Annotated in this window: 17 protein-coding genes; 9 read left to right on the forward strand and 8 right to left on the reverse strand. The window is 69.3% G+C overall.

What is annotated here, in order from left to right:
- Nucleotides 1-27 precede the first annotated feature (27 nt).
- Genes VGD93_RS17345 through VGD93_RS17365 form a run of 5 tightly spaced genes read right to left on the reverse strand, consistent with a single transcriptional unit; the run spans nt 28 to nt 5,746 of the window.
- A complete protein-coding gene (locus tag VGD93_RS17345) occupies nt 28-1,803 on the reverse strand; it encodes a cobalamin biosynthesis protein (RefSeq protein ID WP_395013423.1) in 1,776 nt (591 codons plus the stop codon).
- Complete coding sequence (gene cobI, locus VGD93_RS17350) at nt 1,800-2,522, reverse strand: precorrin-2 C(20)-methyltransferase (protein WP_395013424.1); 723 nt, start codon at nt 2,520-2,522, stop codon at nt 1,800-1,802. The genes VGD93_RS17345 and cobI overlap by 4 nt, the downstream gene beginning before the upstream one ends.
- A complete protein-coding gene (cbiE, locus tag VGD93_RS17355) occupies nt 2,519-3,880 on the reverse strand; it encodes a precorrin-6y C5,15-methyltransferase (decarboxylating) subunit CbiE (RefSeq protein WP_395013425.1) in 1,362 nt (453 codons plus the stop codon). The genes cobI and cbiE overlap by 4 nt, the downstream gene beginning before the upstream one ends.
- Nucleotides 3,877-4,506, reverse strand: a complete 630-nt coding sequence (locus tag VGD93_RS17360; RefSeq protein ID WP_395013426.1) for a precorrin-8X methylmutase — start codon at nt 4,504-4,506, stop codon at nt 3,877-3,879. Before VGD93_RS17360 ends, cbiE begins: the two co-directional genes overlap by 4 nt.
- Nucleotides 4,507-4,510: 4 nt before the next feature.
- The gene (locus tag VGD93_RS17365; protein WP_395013427.1) at nt 4,511-5,746 is read right to left on the reverse strand and encodes a sirohydrochlorin chelatase; all 1,236 of its coding nucleotides are present in this window, start codon (nt 5,744-5,746) and stop codon (nt 4,511-4,513) included.
- A 314-nt stretch (nt 5,747-6,060) separates the two neighbouring features.
- Here VGD93_RS17365 and VGD93_RS17370 point away from each other — a divergent pair, with 314 nt between their 5' ends.
- Nucleotides 6,061-6,963, forward strand: coding sequence for a cation diffusion facilitator family transporter (locus VGD93_RS17370; RefSeq protein ID WP_395013428.1), 903 nt, complete (start codon nt 6,061-6,063; stop codon nt 6,961-6,963).
- Between the two features lie 13 nt (nt 6,964-6,976).
- Here VGD93_RS17370 and VGD93_RS17375 read toward each other — a convergent pair whose 3' ends face one another.
- Together VGD93_RS17375 and VGD93_RS17380 are read right to left on the reverse strand one after the other, a co-directional pair.
- Entirely contained in the window at nt 6,977-7,240 is a 264-nt protein-coding gene (locus VGD93_RS17375) for a MerR family DNA-binding protein (protein WP_395013438.1), read from the reverse strand.
- Nucleotides 7,180-7,395 carry a MerR family transcriptional regulator gene (locus tag VGD93_RS17380; protein WP_395013429.1) on the reverse strand — a complete coding sequence of 72 codons (216 nt, stop codon included), beginning with the start codon at nt 7,393-7,395 and terminating at the stop codon, nt 7,180-7,182. The genes VGD93_RS17375 and VGD93_RS17380 overlap by 61 nt, the downstream gene beginning before the upstream one ends.
- A 71-nt stretch (nt 7,396-7,466) precedes the next feature.
- Between VGD93_RS17380 and VGD93_RS17385 the strand changes: the two genes are divergently transcribed.
- The 3 genes from VGD93_RS17385 (at nt 7,467) to VGD93_RS17395 (ending at nt 8,946) form a co-directional block, all read left to right on the forward strand.
- A complete protein-coding gene (locus tag VGD93_RS17385) occupies nt 7,467-8,102 on the forward strand; it encodes a cation transporter (protein WP_395013430.1) in 636 nt (211 codons plus the stop codon).
- Nucleotides 8,103-8,208: 106 nt separating this feature from the next.
- Nucleotides 8,209-8,379: a hypothetical protein gene (locus VGD93_RS17390; RefSeq protein ID WP_395013431.1), complete on the forward strand. Its 171-nt coding sequence runs from the start codon at nt 8,209-8,211 to the stop codon at nt 8,377-8,379.
- Between the two features lie 81 nt (nt 8,380-8,460).
- Nucleotides 8,461-8,946 (forward strand): hypothetical protein, encoded by a 486-nt coding sequence (locus VGD93_RS17395; RefSeq protein ID WP_395013432.1) that lies wholly within the window; start codon nt 8,461-8,463, stop codon nt 8,944-8,946.
- A gap of 23 nt (nt 8,947-8,969) precedes the next feature.
- Here VGD93_RS17395 and argB read toward each other — a convergent pair whose 3' ends face one another.
- Nucleotides 8,970-9,860 (reverse strand): acetylglutamate kinase, encoded by an 891-nt coding sequence (gene argB / locus VGD93_RS17400; RefSeq protein ID WP_395013433.1) that lies wholly within the window; start codon nt 9,858-9,860, stop codon nt 8,970-8,972.
- A 177-nt stretch (nt 9,861-10,037) separates the two neighbouring features.
- Here argB and VGD93_RS17405 point away from each other — a divergent pair, with 177 nt between their 5' ends.
- From VGD93_RS17405 to VGD93_RS17425, 5 genes are all read left to right on the forward strand, one after another.
- Nucleotides 10,038-10,583, forward strand: a complete 546-nt coding sequence (locus tag VGD93_RS17405) for a sigma-70 family RNA polymerase sigma factor (protein WP_395013434.1) — start codon at nt 10,038-10,040, stop codon at nt 10,581-10,583.
- A complete protein-coding gene (locus tag VGD93_RS17410; protein ID WP_395013435.1) occupies nt 10,580-11,302 on the forward strand; it encodes an anti-sigma factor in 723 nt (240 codons plus the stop codon). Before VGD93_RS17405 ends, VGD93_RS17410 begins: the two co-directional genes overlap by 4 nt.
- Before the next feature lie 108 nt (nt 11,303-11,410).
- The gene (locus VGD93_RS17415; protein ID WP_395013436.1) at nt 11,411-11,974 is read left to right on the forward strand and encodes a fasciclin domain-containing protein; all 564 of its coding nucleotides are present in this window, start codon (nt 11,411-11,413) and stop codon (nt 11,972-11,974) included.
- Nucleotides 11,975-12,112: 138 nt separating this feature from the next.
- Nucleotides 12,113-12,604, forward strand: a complete 492-nt coding sequence (msrB, locus tag VGD93_RS17420) for a peptide-methionine (R)-S-oxide reductase MsrB (protein WP_395013439.1) — start codon at nt 12,113-12,115, stop codon at nt 12,602-12,604.
- Between the two features lie 87 nt (nt 12,605-12,691).
- Entirely contained in the window at nt 12,692-13,405 is a 714-nt protein-coding gene (locus VGD93_RS17425; RefSeq protein WP_395013437.1) for a glutamine amidotransferase-related protein, read from the forward strand.
- Nucleotides 13,406-13,526 lie beyond the last annotated feature (121 nt).

Raw genomic sequence — 13,526 nt, forward strand, 5'->3', positions numbered from 1 at the left:
AGGGGGAGGGGAGCCAGAGATCGAGCACTATCCCGCATCCCTGGGCCCCTTCCTCTCGTAGCCCCTGGGCGTGAATGCCACGGTCCGGCCATCGCCGCGGGCGAAGGCCCTCGACGTCGAGGCGCCGATGAGCACGATGCTCAGCATGTCGATGGTCTGGGGATCGAATTCGGCCAGCGTCGTCACCGTCACCCGCTGTTCGGGCCGGCCCAGATTCCGGCCCACGATGACCGGCGTGCTGCCCGGCCGTTCGGCCAGGAACAGTTCCTTGGCCACCTCGATGAGATCGGTGCGGCGTTGCGAGCGCGGGTTATAGAGGGCGGTCACGAAATCGGCCCTGGCGGCCCCCTCCAGCCGCCGGACAATGTCGGTGCGGGGAGTCAGCAGGTCGGAGAGCGAAATGCAGCAAAAATCGTGCCCGATCAGCGCCCCGGCCGCGGCGGAGGCGGCCTGGAACGCCGAGATGCCGGGATGCGTCTCGACCGCCACCCGCCGCGCCGCCTCGCTCAACGCCCGCGTACCCACCGCATCGAGCAGTTCATAGGCCAGCGCCGCCATGGCGTAGATCTGGGCGTCGCCCGAGCAGACGAGAGCCACGGTCCTGCCGGTGGCGGCGAGTTCGAGCGCAAGGCGGACCCGTGGCTCTTCGTCGCCCAGCCCGAAGCGATGCTCCTGCTGGCCGACGCGCAGATCGGCGATCAGGTCGAGGTAGAGCCCGTAGCCGACCCAGTCGCTGCTGGCATCGAGGGCGCGCACCGCCGCAGCCGTGCGAAAGGCGCTGTCCCCCGGCCCGATGCCGACCAGGTGCAACTGTCCCGGCCCGCGGCCCAGCGCGGCAGGATCGAGCGGGCGCGGCGCGCGCCCGATGGCACAGGTCACGCGCTCGGACTTGAGCTTGCGCACCGCCAGCGTGCCCGCCTTGAGCGCGGCGGCCTCGGCGACGCTGGGGGTGCCGACCTCGTCTTCGACCACGGCCGAGGGATCGAGCAGGCGGTAGCGCTCCTGGTTGAGTTCGTCGACGCTGAACAGCCTGAGCGGCACGCCATAATGCGCCGCGGCCGCATGCAGGGCCGCCTCGTCGGCCTTGATCTCGAGGGTTGCGATGGCCGCAAGCGCCTGTGGCGACAGGTTCTCCTGGCGCAGCGCCGCGTCGATCAGCGTGATCACCTCCTGGGCGGCGGCGCCGCGCGCGCAGCCGACGCCGGCGACCAGCGTCCTCGGATGATAGACCAGGCCATGATCGACCTTCAGCACCTGCTCGGTCACCAGCACCCTGACGGCTCCGGCGGAGGAAACAGGATAGCCCGCTTCCGCGAGCCACGGAGCGTGGCCCTCGAGCGCGATCTTGGCGCCGATGAGCAAGGCCATCATGGCCGGCTTGGCGTCCGCCGGATCGGCGAGCACCCAGCCGGGCGGCGGCTCGTCGAGGCCGCGGGCGAACCTGGCGTCCGAGGCGGTGGTGAGCGCGGCATGGCCGCCGAGCGCTTCGGCCAGCTCGCGGGCCAGCCGGTTGGCCCCGCGGTGACCGCCGAGCAGCGGCACCACGGCGCTGCCATCCTGGCTCACCGCCAGCACCGGCGGCTCCTCTGTCTTGTCGCCCAGGGCCGGGGCGAGCAATCGAATGAGGATGCCGGCGGCGCAGATGCCGATGATCGGCGTTCCCTCGGCGAACAGCCGGGGCAGCAGCGCCCTGGCGTCGTCGCCATGGATGCCGCAACGATGCACGACACCGCCGGTGTGGGCGGCAAGCCGCTGCGCCAGATCGGCGCCCGCGGCGACGAAGGTGATGATCGCCGGCTTCATGCGATGCCCTCCTGCTGCCCCCAGTCCTCGGCCCCCGCGTAGCACAGGATGGTCGAGAAGTAGGGCCGCCTTCCAGCAGCCACCGCACGCAGCGGAGTGACCCGCTGCCTCGGCGTGGTCGCGTGTTCGACGACCACGGCGGCGGATGCGTGCCCGCTCTCCTCGAGCAGCGCTCGGACACGGTCGAAATGGCGACCGACCTTGATGATGGCAACCGCCGGAGCGGCGTCGAGTTCGGCCCTGAGCACCGCGTCGGGGAGCGGCGCCGGCAGGACCTTCAGCGTTTCATTGCGGGCGGCCAGCGGCCGGGCTATGGCCGCGGCGGCGGCGGTCAGCGAGGTGACGCCGGGAACGACGACGACCGGCGCGCGCGGCGCGAGTCGGGTCAGCAGATACATGGCCGAGCCATAGAACAGCGGGTCCCCTTCGCACAGGAAGGCAACGTCCCGCCCCGCCTGCAAATGGGCGAGGATTGCCGCCGCCGCGGCGTCGTAGGCGGATTGCGCGGGGCCACGTTCGATGGCCATGGGCAAGGGCACGGGGATCAGCGTCGCCGCGGCGTTGAGGTGGCCGCGCGCGATTTCGAGCGCCAGCGGCGCCCCGGCGTCCGTCTGCGGGAAGGCGACGACGCCTGCTTCCGCGAGGATACGGGCCGCCTTGAGCGTCAACAGTTCCGGGTCGCCCGGCCCGACGCCGACAAGGGCAAGCGTCCCGCTCATGGCTGGGCCGCCAGCCACTGCTCGGGCTTGACGACGGCCCATTGCGTGACCGGCAGGCGGGGCCGCAGCACGTGCTGGGTGCCGATGGCGTCGAGCGTCGCGACGTCAATGCGGACGAGATCCCCGCCCAGCCATGCCTGGCGGCGGTAGAGCGCCGCCTCGGCGTCCAGCGTCACGGCGTTGGCCACCAGCCGGCCGCCCGGCTTGAGTGCGTTCCAGCAGGCCTGGAACAGCGCGTCGTCGGCGACGTTGCCGCCCAGGAAGATGGCATCGGGCGCCGGCATGCCGGCGAGGCTCCCCGGCGCTTCACCGTTCTCGATCCTGAGCGTCGGAACGCCGAGCGCGGCGGCATTGACCGCGATCATCTGCAACCGCTCGCCCTCGCGCTCGAAGGCGATCGCCTCGGCGTCGCGCGCGGCCCGCATCCATTCGATGGCGATCGAACCGCAGCCGGCCCCCACATCCCACAACAGGGCCCCCGGATATGGCGCGAGCCGGGCAATGGTTGCCGCCCGCACCTCGCGCTTGGTGAGCTGGCCGTCGGTGACGAAGGCCTCGTCCGGCAACCCCGGCACCGGCGGCAGCAGGGGTGCCGAAACGTCGGCGACGCAGTCGATCCCCAGCACGTAGAAATCGCCGATGCTGTCGGCTTCGAAGAGTTCGGCCGCCGTCTCGGTGATGCGTTCGTCCTGGCCGCCGAGATTTTCCAGCACGGTCATGCGCGACTGCCCGTAGCCGCGGGCGACGAGCGCATCGGCGACGTGCCGCGCCGTCCCGGCGTCCGACGTGAGCGCGAGCACGCGGTGCCCGGGCAGGATGAAGGGGTGGATGCCCTCAGGGGGCCGGCCGTGCAGCGAAATCGTGGCGACGTGCTGCAGCGGCCAGTGCAGCCGCGCCGCCGCGAACTGGAACGAGGAAGCGAGCGGGTGGATGACGAATTCCTCGGCGTCGAGATGGCGCGCCAGCGACGCGCCGATGCCGAACCACATCGGGTCGCCGCTGGCCAGAACCACCGTCGGCTTGCCGCGCTGGCGCAGGACCTGCTCGACCATGTTCGCCAGCGGCGGCTGCCACTCGATCAGCACCCGATGGTCGCCGATGTCGGTGGCGACGGGCTCCTCGGGACCGTCACCGTCGTCGAGCAGGGCCCGGGCCACCGCCTCGAGGCTGCGCTGCCTGACTTCGTCGGGGCTCGACAGTTCGGGGTGGGAATGGCTGGCGATGATGGGCTCGAGGTCGGCGAGGAAGCGCGGCGGGCCGATCACCACTTCGGCAAAGCTGACGAGCAGGCGCGTCGCGGCCGGCAGCTCGCCCACGCCTCCCTCGCCGACACCCACGATGTGCAGCCAGGCCGTCATGATGCGGCCGCCCCCATGGCAATGGCGTTGAGCGCAGCGGCGGCAATGGCCGAGCCGCCGCGCCGCCCCCTGACGGTGATATAGGGCACGCCGCGGGGATCCCGCACCAGCCCCGCCTTGCTTTCGGCGGCGCCGACGAAGCCGACGGGGGTGGCGATGATGGCGGCGGGAAGCGGTGCGCCGTCGTCCAGCAGTTCGAGCAGATGAAACAGCGCCGTGGGCGCGTTGCCGATCAGCACGACGGCGCCGGCGAGCCGCGGGCGCCACAGCTCGACTGCGGCGGCCGAGCGCGTCGTTCCCAGGCGCCCGGCAAGCGCCGGCACCTCCGGCTCATTGAGACTGAGCACCAGGTCGTTGTCGGCCGGCAGCAGCCGGCGGATCACGCCCGCGCGCACCATCTCGCAGTCGCACAGCACCGGCGCGCCGGCGGCGAGCGCCTCCGCAGTTGCGCCCGGGGCGAGCGGGTCCGCGACGATATCGTCCACGAGGTCGGTCATGCCGCAGGCGTGGATCATCCGCGTCGCGACACTTCGAAGCGTTTCCGGCAGGCGTCCGAGGTCGGCTTCCGCCGCGATGGCGGCAAAGCTCTGCCGGTAGATCGTGGCCGGATCGCGTTCGTACAGCATGGCATCACCCCTGCCGTTCCTTGCGCGCCAGCCGGCCCGGCACCTTGGGCAGGGTCAGCGGCCCGAGCGGATGGTCCGCATGCGGATAGGGATGATGGTGGTGGCCGGCATGGTCGTGCTCATGGTCGTGCGGCGCGGCGAAACCGGCGAGCGGCGCCGGCTGTGCCGCCAGCAGCGCGTGGCCGTGATGATGATGGTGATGGCCGTGTCCGTGCCCGTGCCCATGTCCGTGCCCGTGGTCGTGGCCATGAAGCGGCGTCCACTCGAGACCGTGCGCCTTGCAGAATTCCTCGTCGCGACAGGATGAATCGCAGTCGCCGCCACAGGGGCAATTCTCGAGCCCGCCGCCGATGCCTTCCACGTGGTGATGGTGGCTCTGCTGGGCGAGGCCGACCTCTGCCTCGAAGCCGAGCACCTGCTCGCGGTACTTGCACAGCGAGCAGTTCATGAGGTTCTGCCCGACCAGCATCTCCTCGATGCGCGCCATGAACGTGTCGATGACCAGCGGATGGTCGCCGAGGTAGGGGGCGTTCAGCATCTCGACCTGCGGATGCCTGGCCTGCGCGTCCTCGGTGGCAGCATAGATGCGCTTGACCAAGACGCCGGTGAACAGGAAGTAAGGGAAGACGACGATACGCCGGTAGCCCAGCCTGACGGCATGCTCGAGCGCGGGGGCGACCAGCGGAAAGGTGACGCCGGAATAGGCGACCTCGCCCCATCCGAAGCCCATGCCCTCCCAGAGCAGCCGCATGATCTTGGCGACATTGGAGTTGGCGTCGGGATCCGAGGCGCCGCGGCCTACGACCAGCAGCAGCGTTTCATGGCGCGTCACCTGCGGGCGGGGCGAGGCGGCGAGCGCCGCCTCGATGCGGTCGCCGGCAGCGCGCAGCATCCTGGGGTCGACACCAAGCTCGCGGCCGTAGGTGATCTCGAAGCCGGGATGGGCGGCGGCATAGGTGTTGAGCACCGAGGGGATGTCGTTCTTGGCGTGGCCGGCCGCAAACAGCATGCCGGGCACGGCGAGCACGCGCCGTACCCCCTTGGCGCGCAGCCGATCGAGCCCCTGGTGCAGCACCGGATTGGCGAACTCGAGATAGCCATGCTCCACCGGCACGCCAGGGAGCCGCGCCCGCAGCCGTTCGGCCAGCACGGCGAACTCGTCGACCGCCAGCCGGTTGCGACTGCCATGGCCGCACAGCATGACGCCGGTTCCGTCCGGCAAGGGGAGGGGCAAAGTCATTCTCGCCTCGTGTCTGGGCTGGCTTCGCCCGAAGACCGCCGCCGGTCCCGGGAGCCTGCTTCGCTTGGAGGCAGAGTTCACAAAGATTCTTCTGCAGCTCCGGATCTGGTCCCCGGTTTGGGTCGACCGCACCGGACTCTGTTTCAGTCCTCGAGGAACGCTGCGCCGGGAACGGTTCTAGGGGGTCGGGCGCGGCAAAGCAACGATTCGAAGGCCGCAGCCCTGGCGGGTACGGCAATGTTGAAAACGCTTCTCAAAATCACTCGCAGATTCACTGCCTTGCCAGCGTCGGCGTGCAAGCGTATTGCCGCCCCATGCGCAAGTCGGCCGCTCCGCTCGTCACCCGCGTCGCCTATGGCAGCCTTGCCGTCGGGCTGCTGGTGCTCGCACTCAAGGGCTACGCGGCGTGGGCGACCGGGTCGCTGGCGCTCTTCTCGGACGCACTCGAGAGCGTGGTCAACGTGGTGACGGCAATCGTCGCCCTGGTGGCCGTCAAGCTCGCCGCGAGGCCGGCCGATGCCAGCCTGCCTTACGGTTACCACAAGGCCGAGTATTTCTCCGCGGTGGTCATCGGCATCTTCATCGCGGTGGCGGCGCTGGTGATCTTTTCGGAGGCGTGGCGAGGGCTGGTCACGCCGCATCCCTTCGACCCCGACCCGCTCGGGCTCGGCGTCAGCATCGCCGCCTCCGCCGTCAATGCCGCATGGGCCTACGTGCTGGTGCGGCTGGGGCGGCGGGAGCGCTCGCCGGCGCTCAGCGCCGACGGACGGCACCTGGCCACGGACGTCATCTCCACCGTCGGCGTCTTGGTCGGCGTCCTGGTGGCGGCGGCAACGGGCTGGGTCCAGCTCGACGCCATCCTCGCCGTGCTGGTCGGGCTCACCATCCTGTGGTCGGGATGGCAATTGATCCGGCAGAGCGTCATCGGATTGATGGACGTGGCAGTGGATCCCGCCCGCCTCGCGCAAATCCGCGAACTCATCTCCTCGAACGCCGACGGTGCCATCGAGGCACACGACATCCGTACCCGCCAGGCCGGGCGCATGACCTTCATCGAGTTCCACCTGGTGGTCCCGGGCGCCATGAGCGTCGCCGACGCCCATGCCATCTGCGATCGCATCGAAGGCAAGCTGCGCGAGCAGGAGGCCGATGCGCTGATCACCATCCATGTCGAGCCCGAGCACAAGGCCAAGCATTCGGGGATCGTGGTGGTGTGAAGCCGTCGCGGGCTCAGTGCTCGGTGGCGCACTCGTCATGGTCGGACAGCACCTCGATGATGCGGCACTCGCCGACGGTACCGTGGCGGTGGCTCTCCAGCATAGCGGCGCGTCCGCCGCGCAACCGCCTCAGCCACTCGATCCGCTCGCCGACCTCGGCCAGCCGCCCCTGGGCCAACCCGTCGAGATCGGCGCAGACAGACCCGGCGTGCCGGCTCAGCCGCAACATGACCTTGACCGACTCCATGAGGGAACCCATGGCCCGGGCATGGGCGATGAAGCGCGGCCCCTCGAGCGCGGCCTTGTCGTAGCAGCGCTGGTTGCCCGGGGTACGGGCCCGCGGCCAACGAGGCCGATCTGTTCATGGTAGCGGATGGTCGGCACCTTGACGCCCGCTTGCCGGGCCAGGTCGCCGATCGAATAGCCCCCCATTTCCACCCTTGAACCTCTAGTGACCAGAGGGATTACATGAATCTCGGGATAGGGATTGCAGGGGCAGGCCGATGGGCGCCGACCACGATCACGCCGTCACCTTCGACGGGCTCAACGAGGACTACAAGCGGCGGCTGCTGCTGGTCACCGCCATCAATATCGCCATGTTCGTGGTCGAACTCCTGGGCGGGCAACTCGCCGGCTCGCAGGCGCTGAAGGCCGACGCCCTCGATTTCCTCGCCGACGGCCTCACCTATGCCCTGAGCTTCTGGGCCATCGGCAAGCCGGGTCGGGTGCGCGCCGGCGCCGCCTTCCTCAAGGGATTGAGCCTGTTCGCGATGGGGCTGTGGGTAGCTGTCACGACGCTCTACCAGTTCTTCGTGCTGGGCGTGCCGGAGGCCGAACTGATGAGCCTTGTCGGACTCATGGCGCTGGCTGCCAACGTCGCCTCGGTCATGCTGCTCATGGCCTACAGGGACGGCGACGCCAATGTCCGCTCGGTGTGGCTGTGCTCGCGCAACGACGCCATCGGCAATATCGCGGTGGTGGTCGCGGCGGCGTTTGTCTTCGTGCTCAACACCGGCATCCCCGACCTCATCGTCGCCGGCGTCATGGCCGCGTTGTTCCTCAACTCGTCCTACCAGATCCTGAGCCAGTCCTGGGCCGAATGGCGGCACGGCCACCCCTCTGCCGGCCATCGGCGTTGACTTGTGGCAGGAGCAGATCACTTGTGCAAACAAAGTGATGGCCGGTTGCACGCACGCCCCATGGGGATATGATTCGGTTGCTTGGTGTCTGTTCAGGGAGGCTTCCATGAATTTGAGTGCGCCTAGTCAAGCCGTGTTCTGGATTTCCGTCATCATTGCGGTAATCGCGATCCTCGGAGTCCTCGTTTCCATACCCTTCGTGACTGCCTACGCCTTCTGGGTGCTGCTGCTGGCCTTCATCGTGCTTGCCGGCGGCTGCCTGATGCGCGGGACCTGACGCATCGGCGCACGGCGCCCTGCAGGACGCCGTGCGCTTCCGGCGTTGTGCGCCTCCGCGCCGGCGGGCAGTATCGGCGGCATGCGCGCTTCCCTGCTGCTGGCCATCGTCTTCTGCCTTTCGACTTGGGTGCTTGCCGCCGATTGGGGCACCTATGAGGACACCCGCTACGGCTATGTCTTCGGCGTGCCGCCCGGCTTTGCCGCGATCGCCGGACGGGACGACGGCGCCGGTCATCTCTTCGCCTCGGTCGATGGTACGCAGCGCCTGCGCACATGGGGCGGTTCGACACCCGGGGACGGGTATGAGGCGACGGTCGCCGCGATCATGGACGCCGCGCGCGCCGAGGGCTGGCTGCTGTCCGGCGAGCGGGTGGCGCCGGCATGGGCCGGCTGGGCCGGCCGCCGCAACGGCATGCGCCTCGAGGCGCGGATGATCGCGCTGTGCGAAGGCAGACGCTACGCGGCTGTCGAGATCGTCTATCCCGAGCGCGCGCTGCACACGGCGGGCCCGGTGGCGGAGCGGCTGGCGCGGTCGCTGGCGGCGGCAGCAGATGCGCGCTGCTGAGACCCAGCCCCGCCGCGGTCGCCTCAGCGCACGATCAGCGTGCCGGCGCCGTGCTCGGTAAACAGCTCCACCAGCACCACGTGCGGGGTCTTGCCGTTGAGGATGACGACGCCTTCGACGCCGTTGCCCAGCGCCTCGAGGCAGGTTTCGACCTTGGGGATCATGCCGCCCGAAATAGTGCCGTCGGCGATCAGTTCGCGGGCCTCGCCCTCGGTCAGCTCGGGGATGAGCTTGCCGTCGCGGTCGAGGACGCCGGGCACGTCGGTCAGGAACAGCAGGCGCTTGGCCCCGAGCGAACCGGCGATGGCCCCGGCGAAGGTGTCGGCATTGATGTTGTAGGTGGCCCCGTCCCGCCCCGGCGCCACCGGCGCGATCACCGGGATCATCTCGGAACGGGCGAGCAGATCGAGCAGCGTGCGGTCGACCTCGACCGGCTCGCCGACGAAGCCCAGATCGAGCACGCGCTCGATGTTGGAGCCGGGGTCGCGCACCACCTTGTTCGCCTTCCTGGCGAACACCATGTTGCCGTCCTTGCCGCACAGCCCGATGGCCCATTCGCCCTCGGCGTTGATGAGCGCCACGATCTCCTTGTTGATGGAGCCGGCCAGCACCATCTCGACGATTTCCATGGTGCGCTGGTCGGTGACCCGAAGGCCACCCTCGAACTTGCTCTCGATCCCGAGATTCTTGAGCATCGAGGCGATCTGCGGCCCGCCCCCATGCACCACGATGGGATTGACCTTGGACTGCTTCAACAGCGCGATGTCGCGGGCGAAGGCCTGGCCGAGCGTGAGATCGCCCATGGCGTGGCCGCCATACTTGACGACGACGGTCTTGCCCTCGTAGCGCTGCATGTAGGGCAGGGCTTGCGACAGGATGGCGGCGTCGCGGGAAAAGGATTCTAGATCGGCCATGGCGCTCATGCTCGTTGGTCGAACGTCGTATAGCGCATTCGGCCGGCAGCGAAAGCGATTTTGCGTGTGGGTGGCAGGCAACCGCGTACAGGCTTGCCAAAGCGTTGCCGCCGAAATCGACCATTGCCGCCGTGCGGGGGATAGGCAGCCGCAAAGCCAGCCGCTAGAACTGCGCAGATGAACAGCCCCGGCACCGAGATCTCCGAACTGCTGGCGCGGACGGCGCTGCGCGATCGCGCGGCCTTCCGCACCCTGTACGGCCGCACCAGCGCGAAACTCTTCGGTGTGGTGCTGCGTATCTTGAGGGATCGCTCCGAGGCCGAGGAGGCGCTGCAGGAGGTGTATGTCAAGATCTGGCAGCGGGCCGACCGCTACGTGGCCGGCTCTTACAGCCCGATCAGCTGGCTCGTCGCGGTGGCGCGCAACCACTGCCTCGACCGGCTCCGTGCGCGCAAGCCGCTGGCCGACGAACTCGACGCGGCGCTCGAGGTCGCCGACAAGGCGCCGGACCCCGAGCAGTCCGCCGTCGCCGGCAGCGAGCGTTCGCGTATCGAGACCTGCCTGGGCGCACTCGATGCCGACAAGGCAGACGCCGTGCGCGGCGCCTATCTCGACGGCTATAGTTACGACGAGCTGGCGGAGCGTCATAGTGTTCCGCTCAACACCATGCGAACCTGGCTGCGCCGCAGCCTGTTGAAGCTGAGAGAGTGTCTGTCGGCATGAGCACACAGGGCCACGAAAGCGACGGCTCGGGCGAGGACAAGGTCCTCGTCGGCGAGTACGCGCTCGGGCTGCTGGACGCGGCCGAGCATGAGAGGATGGCGCGCCGCATTGCCGCCGAGCCGGCCCTGCGCGCCGAATTGCAGCTGTGGCGCAGCCAGCTGTCCGGCCTCGACGCGGAATTCCGCGAGGAGCCGCCGCCGCCCCGCGTGCTGGAACAGCTCGAGGCGCGCCTGTTCGGCACCGCGGCCCGCCACCGGTCCGGGCTCTGGGACAGCCTCGCGCTCTGGCGCAGCCTCGCTGCCGGCGGCATTGCCGTGGCGGCGGTCGCCGTCGGATTCAATGTGATGCAGCCCCCGCCGATCGATCCCACGCAGTTCGCCACCCAACTGGTCGCGGCGATCAAGGCGCAGGAAGGCTTCGGCGTCGAGTTCGTGGCGCTCTACAATGCGGCGACGGGGGAAGTCCGGCTGACGGGCCTGTCCGGGCAGGCCATTCCGGACAAGGACTACGAGCTCTGGTACATCAAGGGCGACGAGCCGGCGGTGTCGATGGGGGTCATCCCGGTCGATCAGCGCAGCGAGATCGAACTCGACCCGCAGGCACGCTCCAAGTTCGCGCCGGGCACCGTACTGGCGGTCACGCTCGAGCAGAAGGGCGGCTCGCCGACCGGCGTCGCCCAGGGGCCGGTCGTGGCGCTCGGGACAGCGACCCCTATCTGAGGCGCCGCTCCGCCGGCGCGGGCGGTGAAACTTTTTCGAACAGGCCTCCGTAGCTCTGCCAGTCCCCGCAAGGACGGCGGACGACCCCAACGGAAGGAACCAGACGAAATGAAGACCTCCCCTGTGCGTGCCCTTGCCCTCGCTGCGCTGCTCGGCGTGTCTGCGCTGGCCGGCGTGGCCTACGCCGAGAACCCGATGGTGGGCGGCGCGGCCATGTCCGCAGACAAGGACATCATCGACAATGCCGTGAATTCGGCCGATCACACGACCCTGGTTGCCGCGGTGCAGGCCGCCGGCCTGGTGGAGACGCTCAAGGGCGCCGGCCCGTTCACCGTGCTCGCCCCGGTCAATGCCGCCTTCGAGGCGCTGCCGGCCGGTACGGTCGAGAGCCTGCTCAAGCCCGAGAACAGGGCCCAGCTCACCACCATCCTGACCTGCCACGTGATCCCCGCCAAGGCGCTCGCCGCCGACGTCGTCAAGCTCGCCACCGATGCCGGCGGGACCGCCGAGATCGACACGGTCGGCGGCTGCAAGCTGCAGGCACGGGCCGAGGGCGGCACCGTCACCTTCACCGACGAGACCGGCGGCACGGCAACGGTGACCATCGCCGACGTGCTGCAGTCCAACGGCGTCATCCACGTCATCGACAAGGTGCTGCTGCCCAAGTCGTAAACCAGGGGCGTGCACTCCGATCCCGTCGGATGACACGCGGTTTTGAGGTGCAGCAGGACCGCCCCGGTGCTTAGCTGGAGCTGCCGGCCCCGCGCTTCGGCGCGGGGCCAACACGTTTCGGGAGAATGCGTCATGGCCCTGACCCGGCGTCTGTTCCTCTTCGGCGGCACGGCCGCGCTGGCGCTCGGCACCGCGGCGGCGACGCTGCGGCCCAACGCGCCCCTCGCTGCCGCCGAGGGACCGTTCGAGATCGAAAAGACCGAAGCCGAGTGGCGGGCGCTGCTCGATGCGCCGTCCTATGCGGTGCTGCGCGAGGAGGCCACCGAGCCGCCGTGGAGTTCCCCGCTCAACGACGAGCACCGCCCCGGCACCTTCTCGTGCAAGGGCTGCGCCCTGCCCCTGTTCGACGCCGCCACCAAGTTCGAGAGCGGCACCGGCTGGCCGAGCTTCTACCAGCCGCTCGCCAATGCCGTCGGCGAATCCACCGACTACAAGCTCGGCTACGCACGCACCGAGGTGCACTGCCGCCGGTGCGGCGGCCATCTCGGGCACGTCTTCGCCGACGGCCCGCCGCCGACCGGGCTGCGCTACTGCATGAACGGGCTGGCGCTCGCATTCACCCCCGCCTGATGCCGCCCCGGCGCAAGGCCGGGGCGAAGGGCCTTGCATCCGGCGGCGAACGATAGCATCTGTGCCGCACAGCCCGGCAGACGACCCATGAAGCTCACCATCATCCAGACCGGCGACGTCCCGGCGCCGCTGCGTCCGCGCTTCGGCGCTTACCCGCCCATGTTCAGCCGCATGTTCGCAGCGGCCGGGGTGACGTTCGACTACGAGACCGTGCCAGTGCTGGACGGCGCGCCCTTCCCCGATCCGGCGAGGCTCGAAGGCATCATCGTCACCGGCTCGGCGGCTGGGGTGTATGACACGCACTATCCCTGGATGGAGCCGCTGCGAGCCTTCATCCGCGCTGCCTATGCAGCGCGCACGCCGATGCTCGGCGTCTGCTTCGGCCATCAGATCATGGCCGATGCGCTGGGCGGCGACGTGCGCAAGTCGGACAAGGGCTGGGGCCTCGGTCGCCACGTCTACGCCGTGCGCCGCCGGCCGGCCCTGCTGGCCACCGAAGCCGGGGCCCTGGCGATTGCCTGTTCGCACCAGGACCAGGTGATTGCCCCGCCCGCCGATGCCGAGACTTTCCTCGCCTCCGAATTCACGCCCCATGCCGGGCTGCTCTACGGCAACGGCGCCGCCGTCAGCCTGCAGCCGCACCCCGAATTCGAGGACGACTACACCCTGGCGCTGGCCGAACTGCGCCGCGGCAAGGCGCCGGACGCTGTCATCGAGCAGGCCGTGGCGTCGGTGGCGCTGCCCTCGCACAGCCGCGACATCGCCGCCTATCTTGGCGGCTTCCTGCAGCGCCGAGGCTAGAGCGGTTCGGCTCTTTTTTGAATCGCAGGGGATTCCGGTTTTGGGGTGTTTGTGATTCAAGATGCTGACTGGTGAGGAGGCCAGCATCTGATGAGACCTCTTTCCAATGATCTTCGGGAGC

The sequence above is a fragment of the Devosia sp. genome, from assembly GCF_036406155.1.
In the GTDB taxonomy this organism is placed as follows: Bacteria; Pseudomonadota; Alphaproteobacteria; order Rhizobiales; family Devosiaceae; genus Devosia_A.

Coding starts and splice junctions, on each gene's coding strand:
- VGD93_RS17345 (WP_395013423.1), bottom strand. CDS start 1,803: ATGAAGCCGGCGATCATCACCTTCGTCGCCGCGGGCGCCGATCTGGCG.
- cobI (WP_395013424.1), bottom strand. CDS start 2,522: ATGAGCGGGACGCTTGCCCTTGTCGGCGTCGGGCCGGGCGACCCGGAA.
- cbiE (WP_395013425.1), bottom strand. CDS start 3,880: ATGACGGCCTGGCTGCACATCGTGGGTGTCGGCGAGGGAGGCGTGGGC.
- VGD93_RS17360 (WP_395013426.1), bottom strand. CDS start 4,506: ATGCTGTACGAACGCGATCCGGCCACGATCTACCGGCAGAGCTTTGCC.
- VGD93_RS17365 (WP_395013427.1), bottom strand. CDS start 5,746: ATGACTTTGCCCCTCCCCTTGCCGGACGGAACCGGCGTCATGCTGTGC.
- VGD93_RS17370 (WP_395013428.1), top strand. CDS start 6,061: ATGCGCAAGTCGGCCGCTCCGCTCGTCACCCGCGTCGCCTATGGCAGC.
- VGD93_RS17380 (WP_395013429.1), bottom strand. CDS start 7,395: ATGGGGGGCTATTCGATCGGCGACCTGGCCCGGCAAGCGGGCGTCAAG.
- VGD93_RS17385 (WP_395013430.1), top strand. CDS start 7,467: ATGGGCGCCGACCACGATCACGCCGTCACCTTCGACGGGCTCAACGAG.
- VGD93_RS17390 (WP_395013431.1), top strand. CDS start 8,209: ATGAATTTGAGTGCGCCTAGTCAAGCCGTGTTCTGGATTTCCGTCATC.
- VGD93_RS17395 (WP_395013432.1), top strand. CDS start 8,461: ATGCGCGCTTCCCTGCTGCTGGCCATCGTCTTCTGCCTTTCGACTTGG.
- argB (WP_395013433.1), bottom strand. CDS start 9,860: ATGGCCGATCTAGAATCCTTTTCCCGCGACGCCGCCATCCTGTCGCAA.
- VGD93_RS17405 (WP_395013434.1), top strand. CDS start 10,038: ATGAACAGCCCCGGCACCGAGATCTCCGAACTGCTGGCGCGGACGGCG.
- VGD93_RS17410 (WP_395013435.1), top strand. CDS start 10,580: ATGAGCACACAGGGCCACGAAAGCGACGGCTCGGGCGAGGACAAGGTC.
- VGD93_RS17415 (WP_395013436.1), top strand. CDS start 11,411: ATGAAGACCTCCCCTGTGCGTGCCCTTGCCCTCGCTGCGCTGCTCGGC.
- VGD93_RS17425 (WP_395013437.1), top strand. CDS start 12,692: ATGAAGCTCACCATCATCCAGACCGGCGACGTCCCGGCGCCGCTGCGT.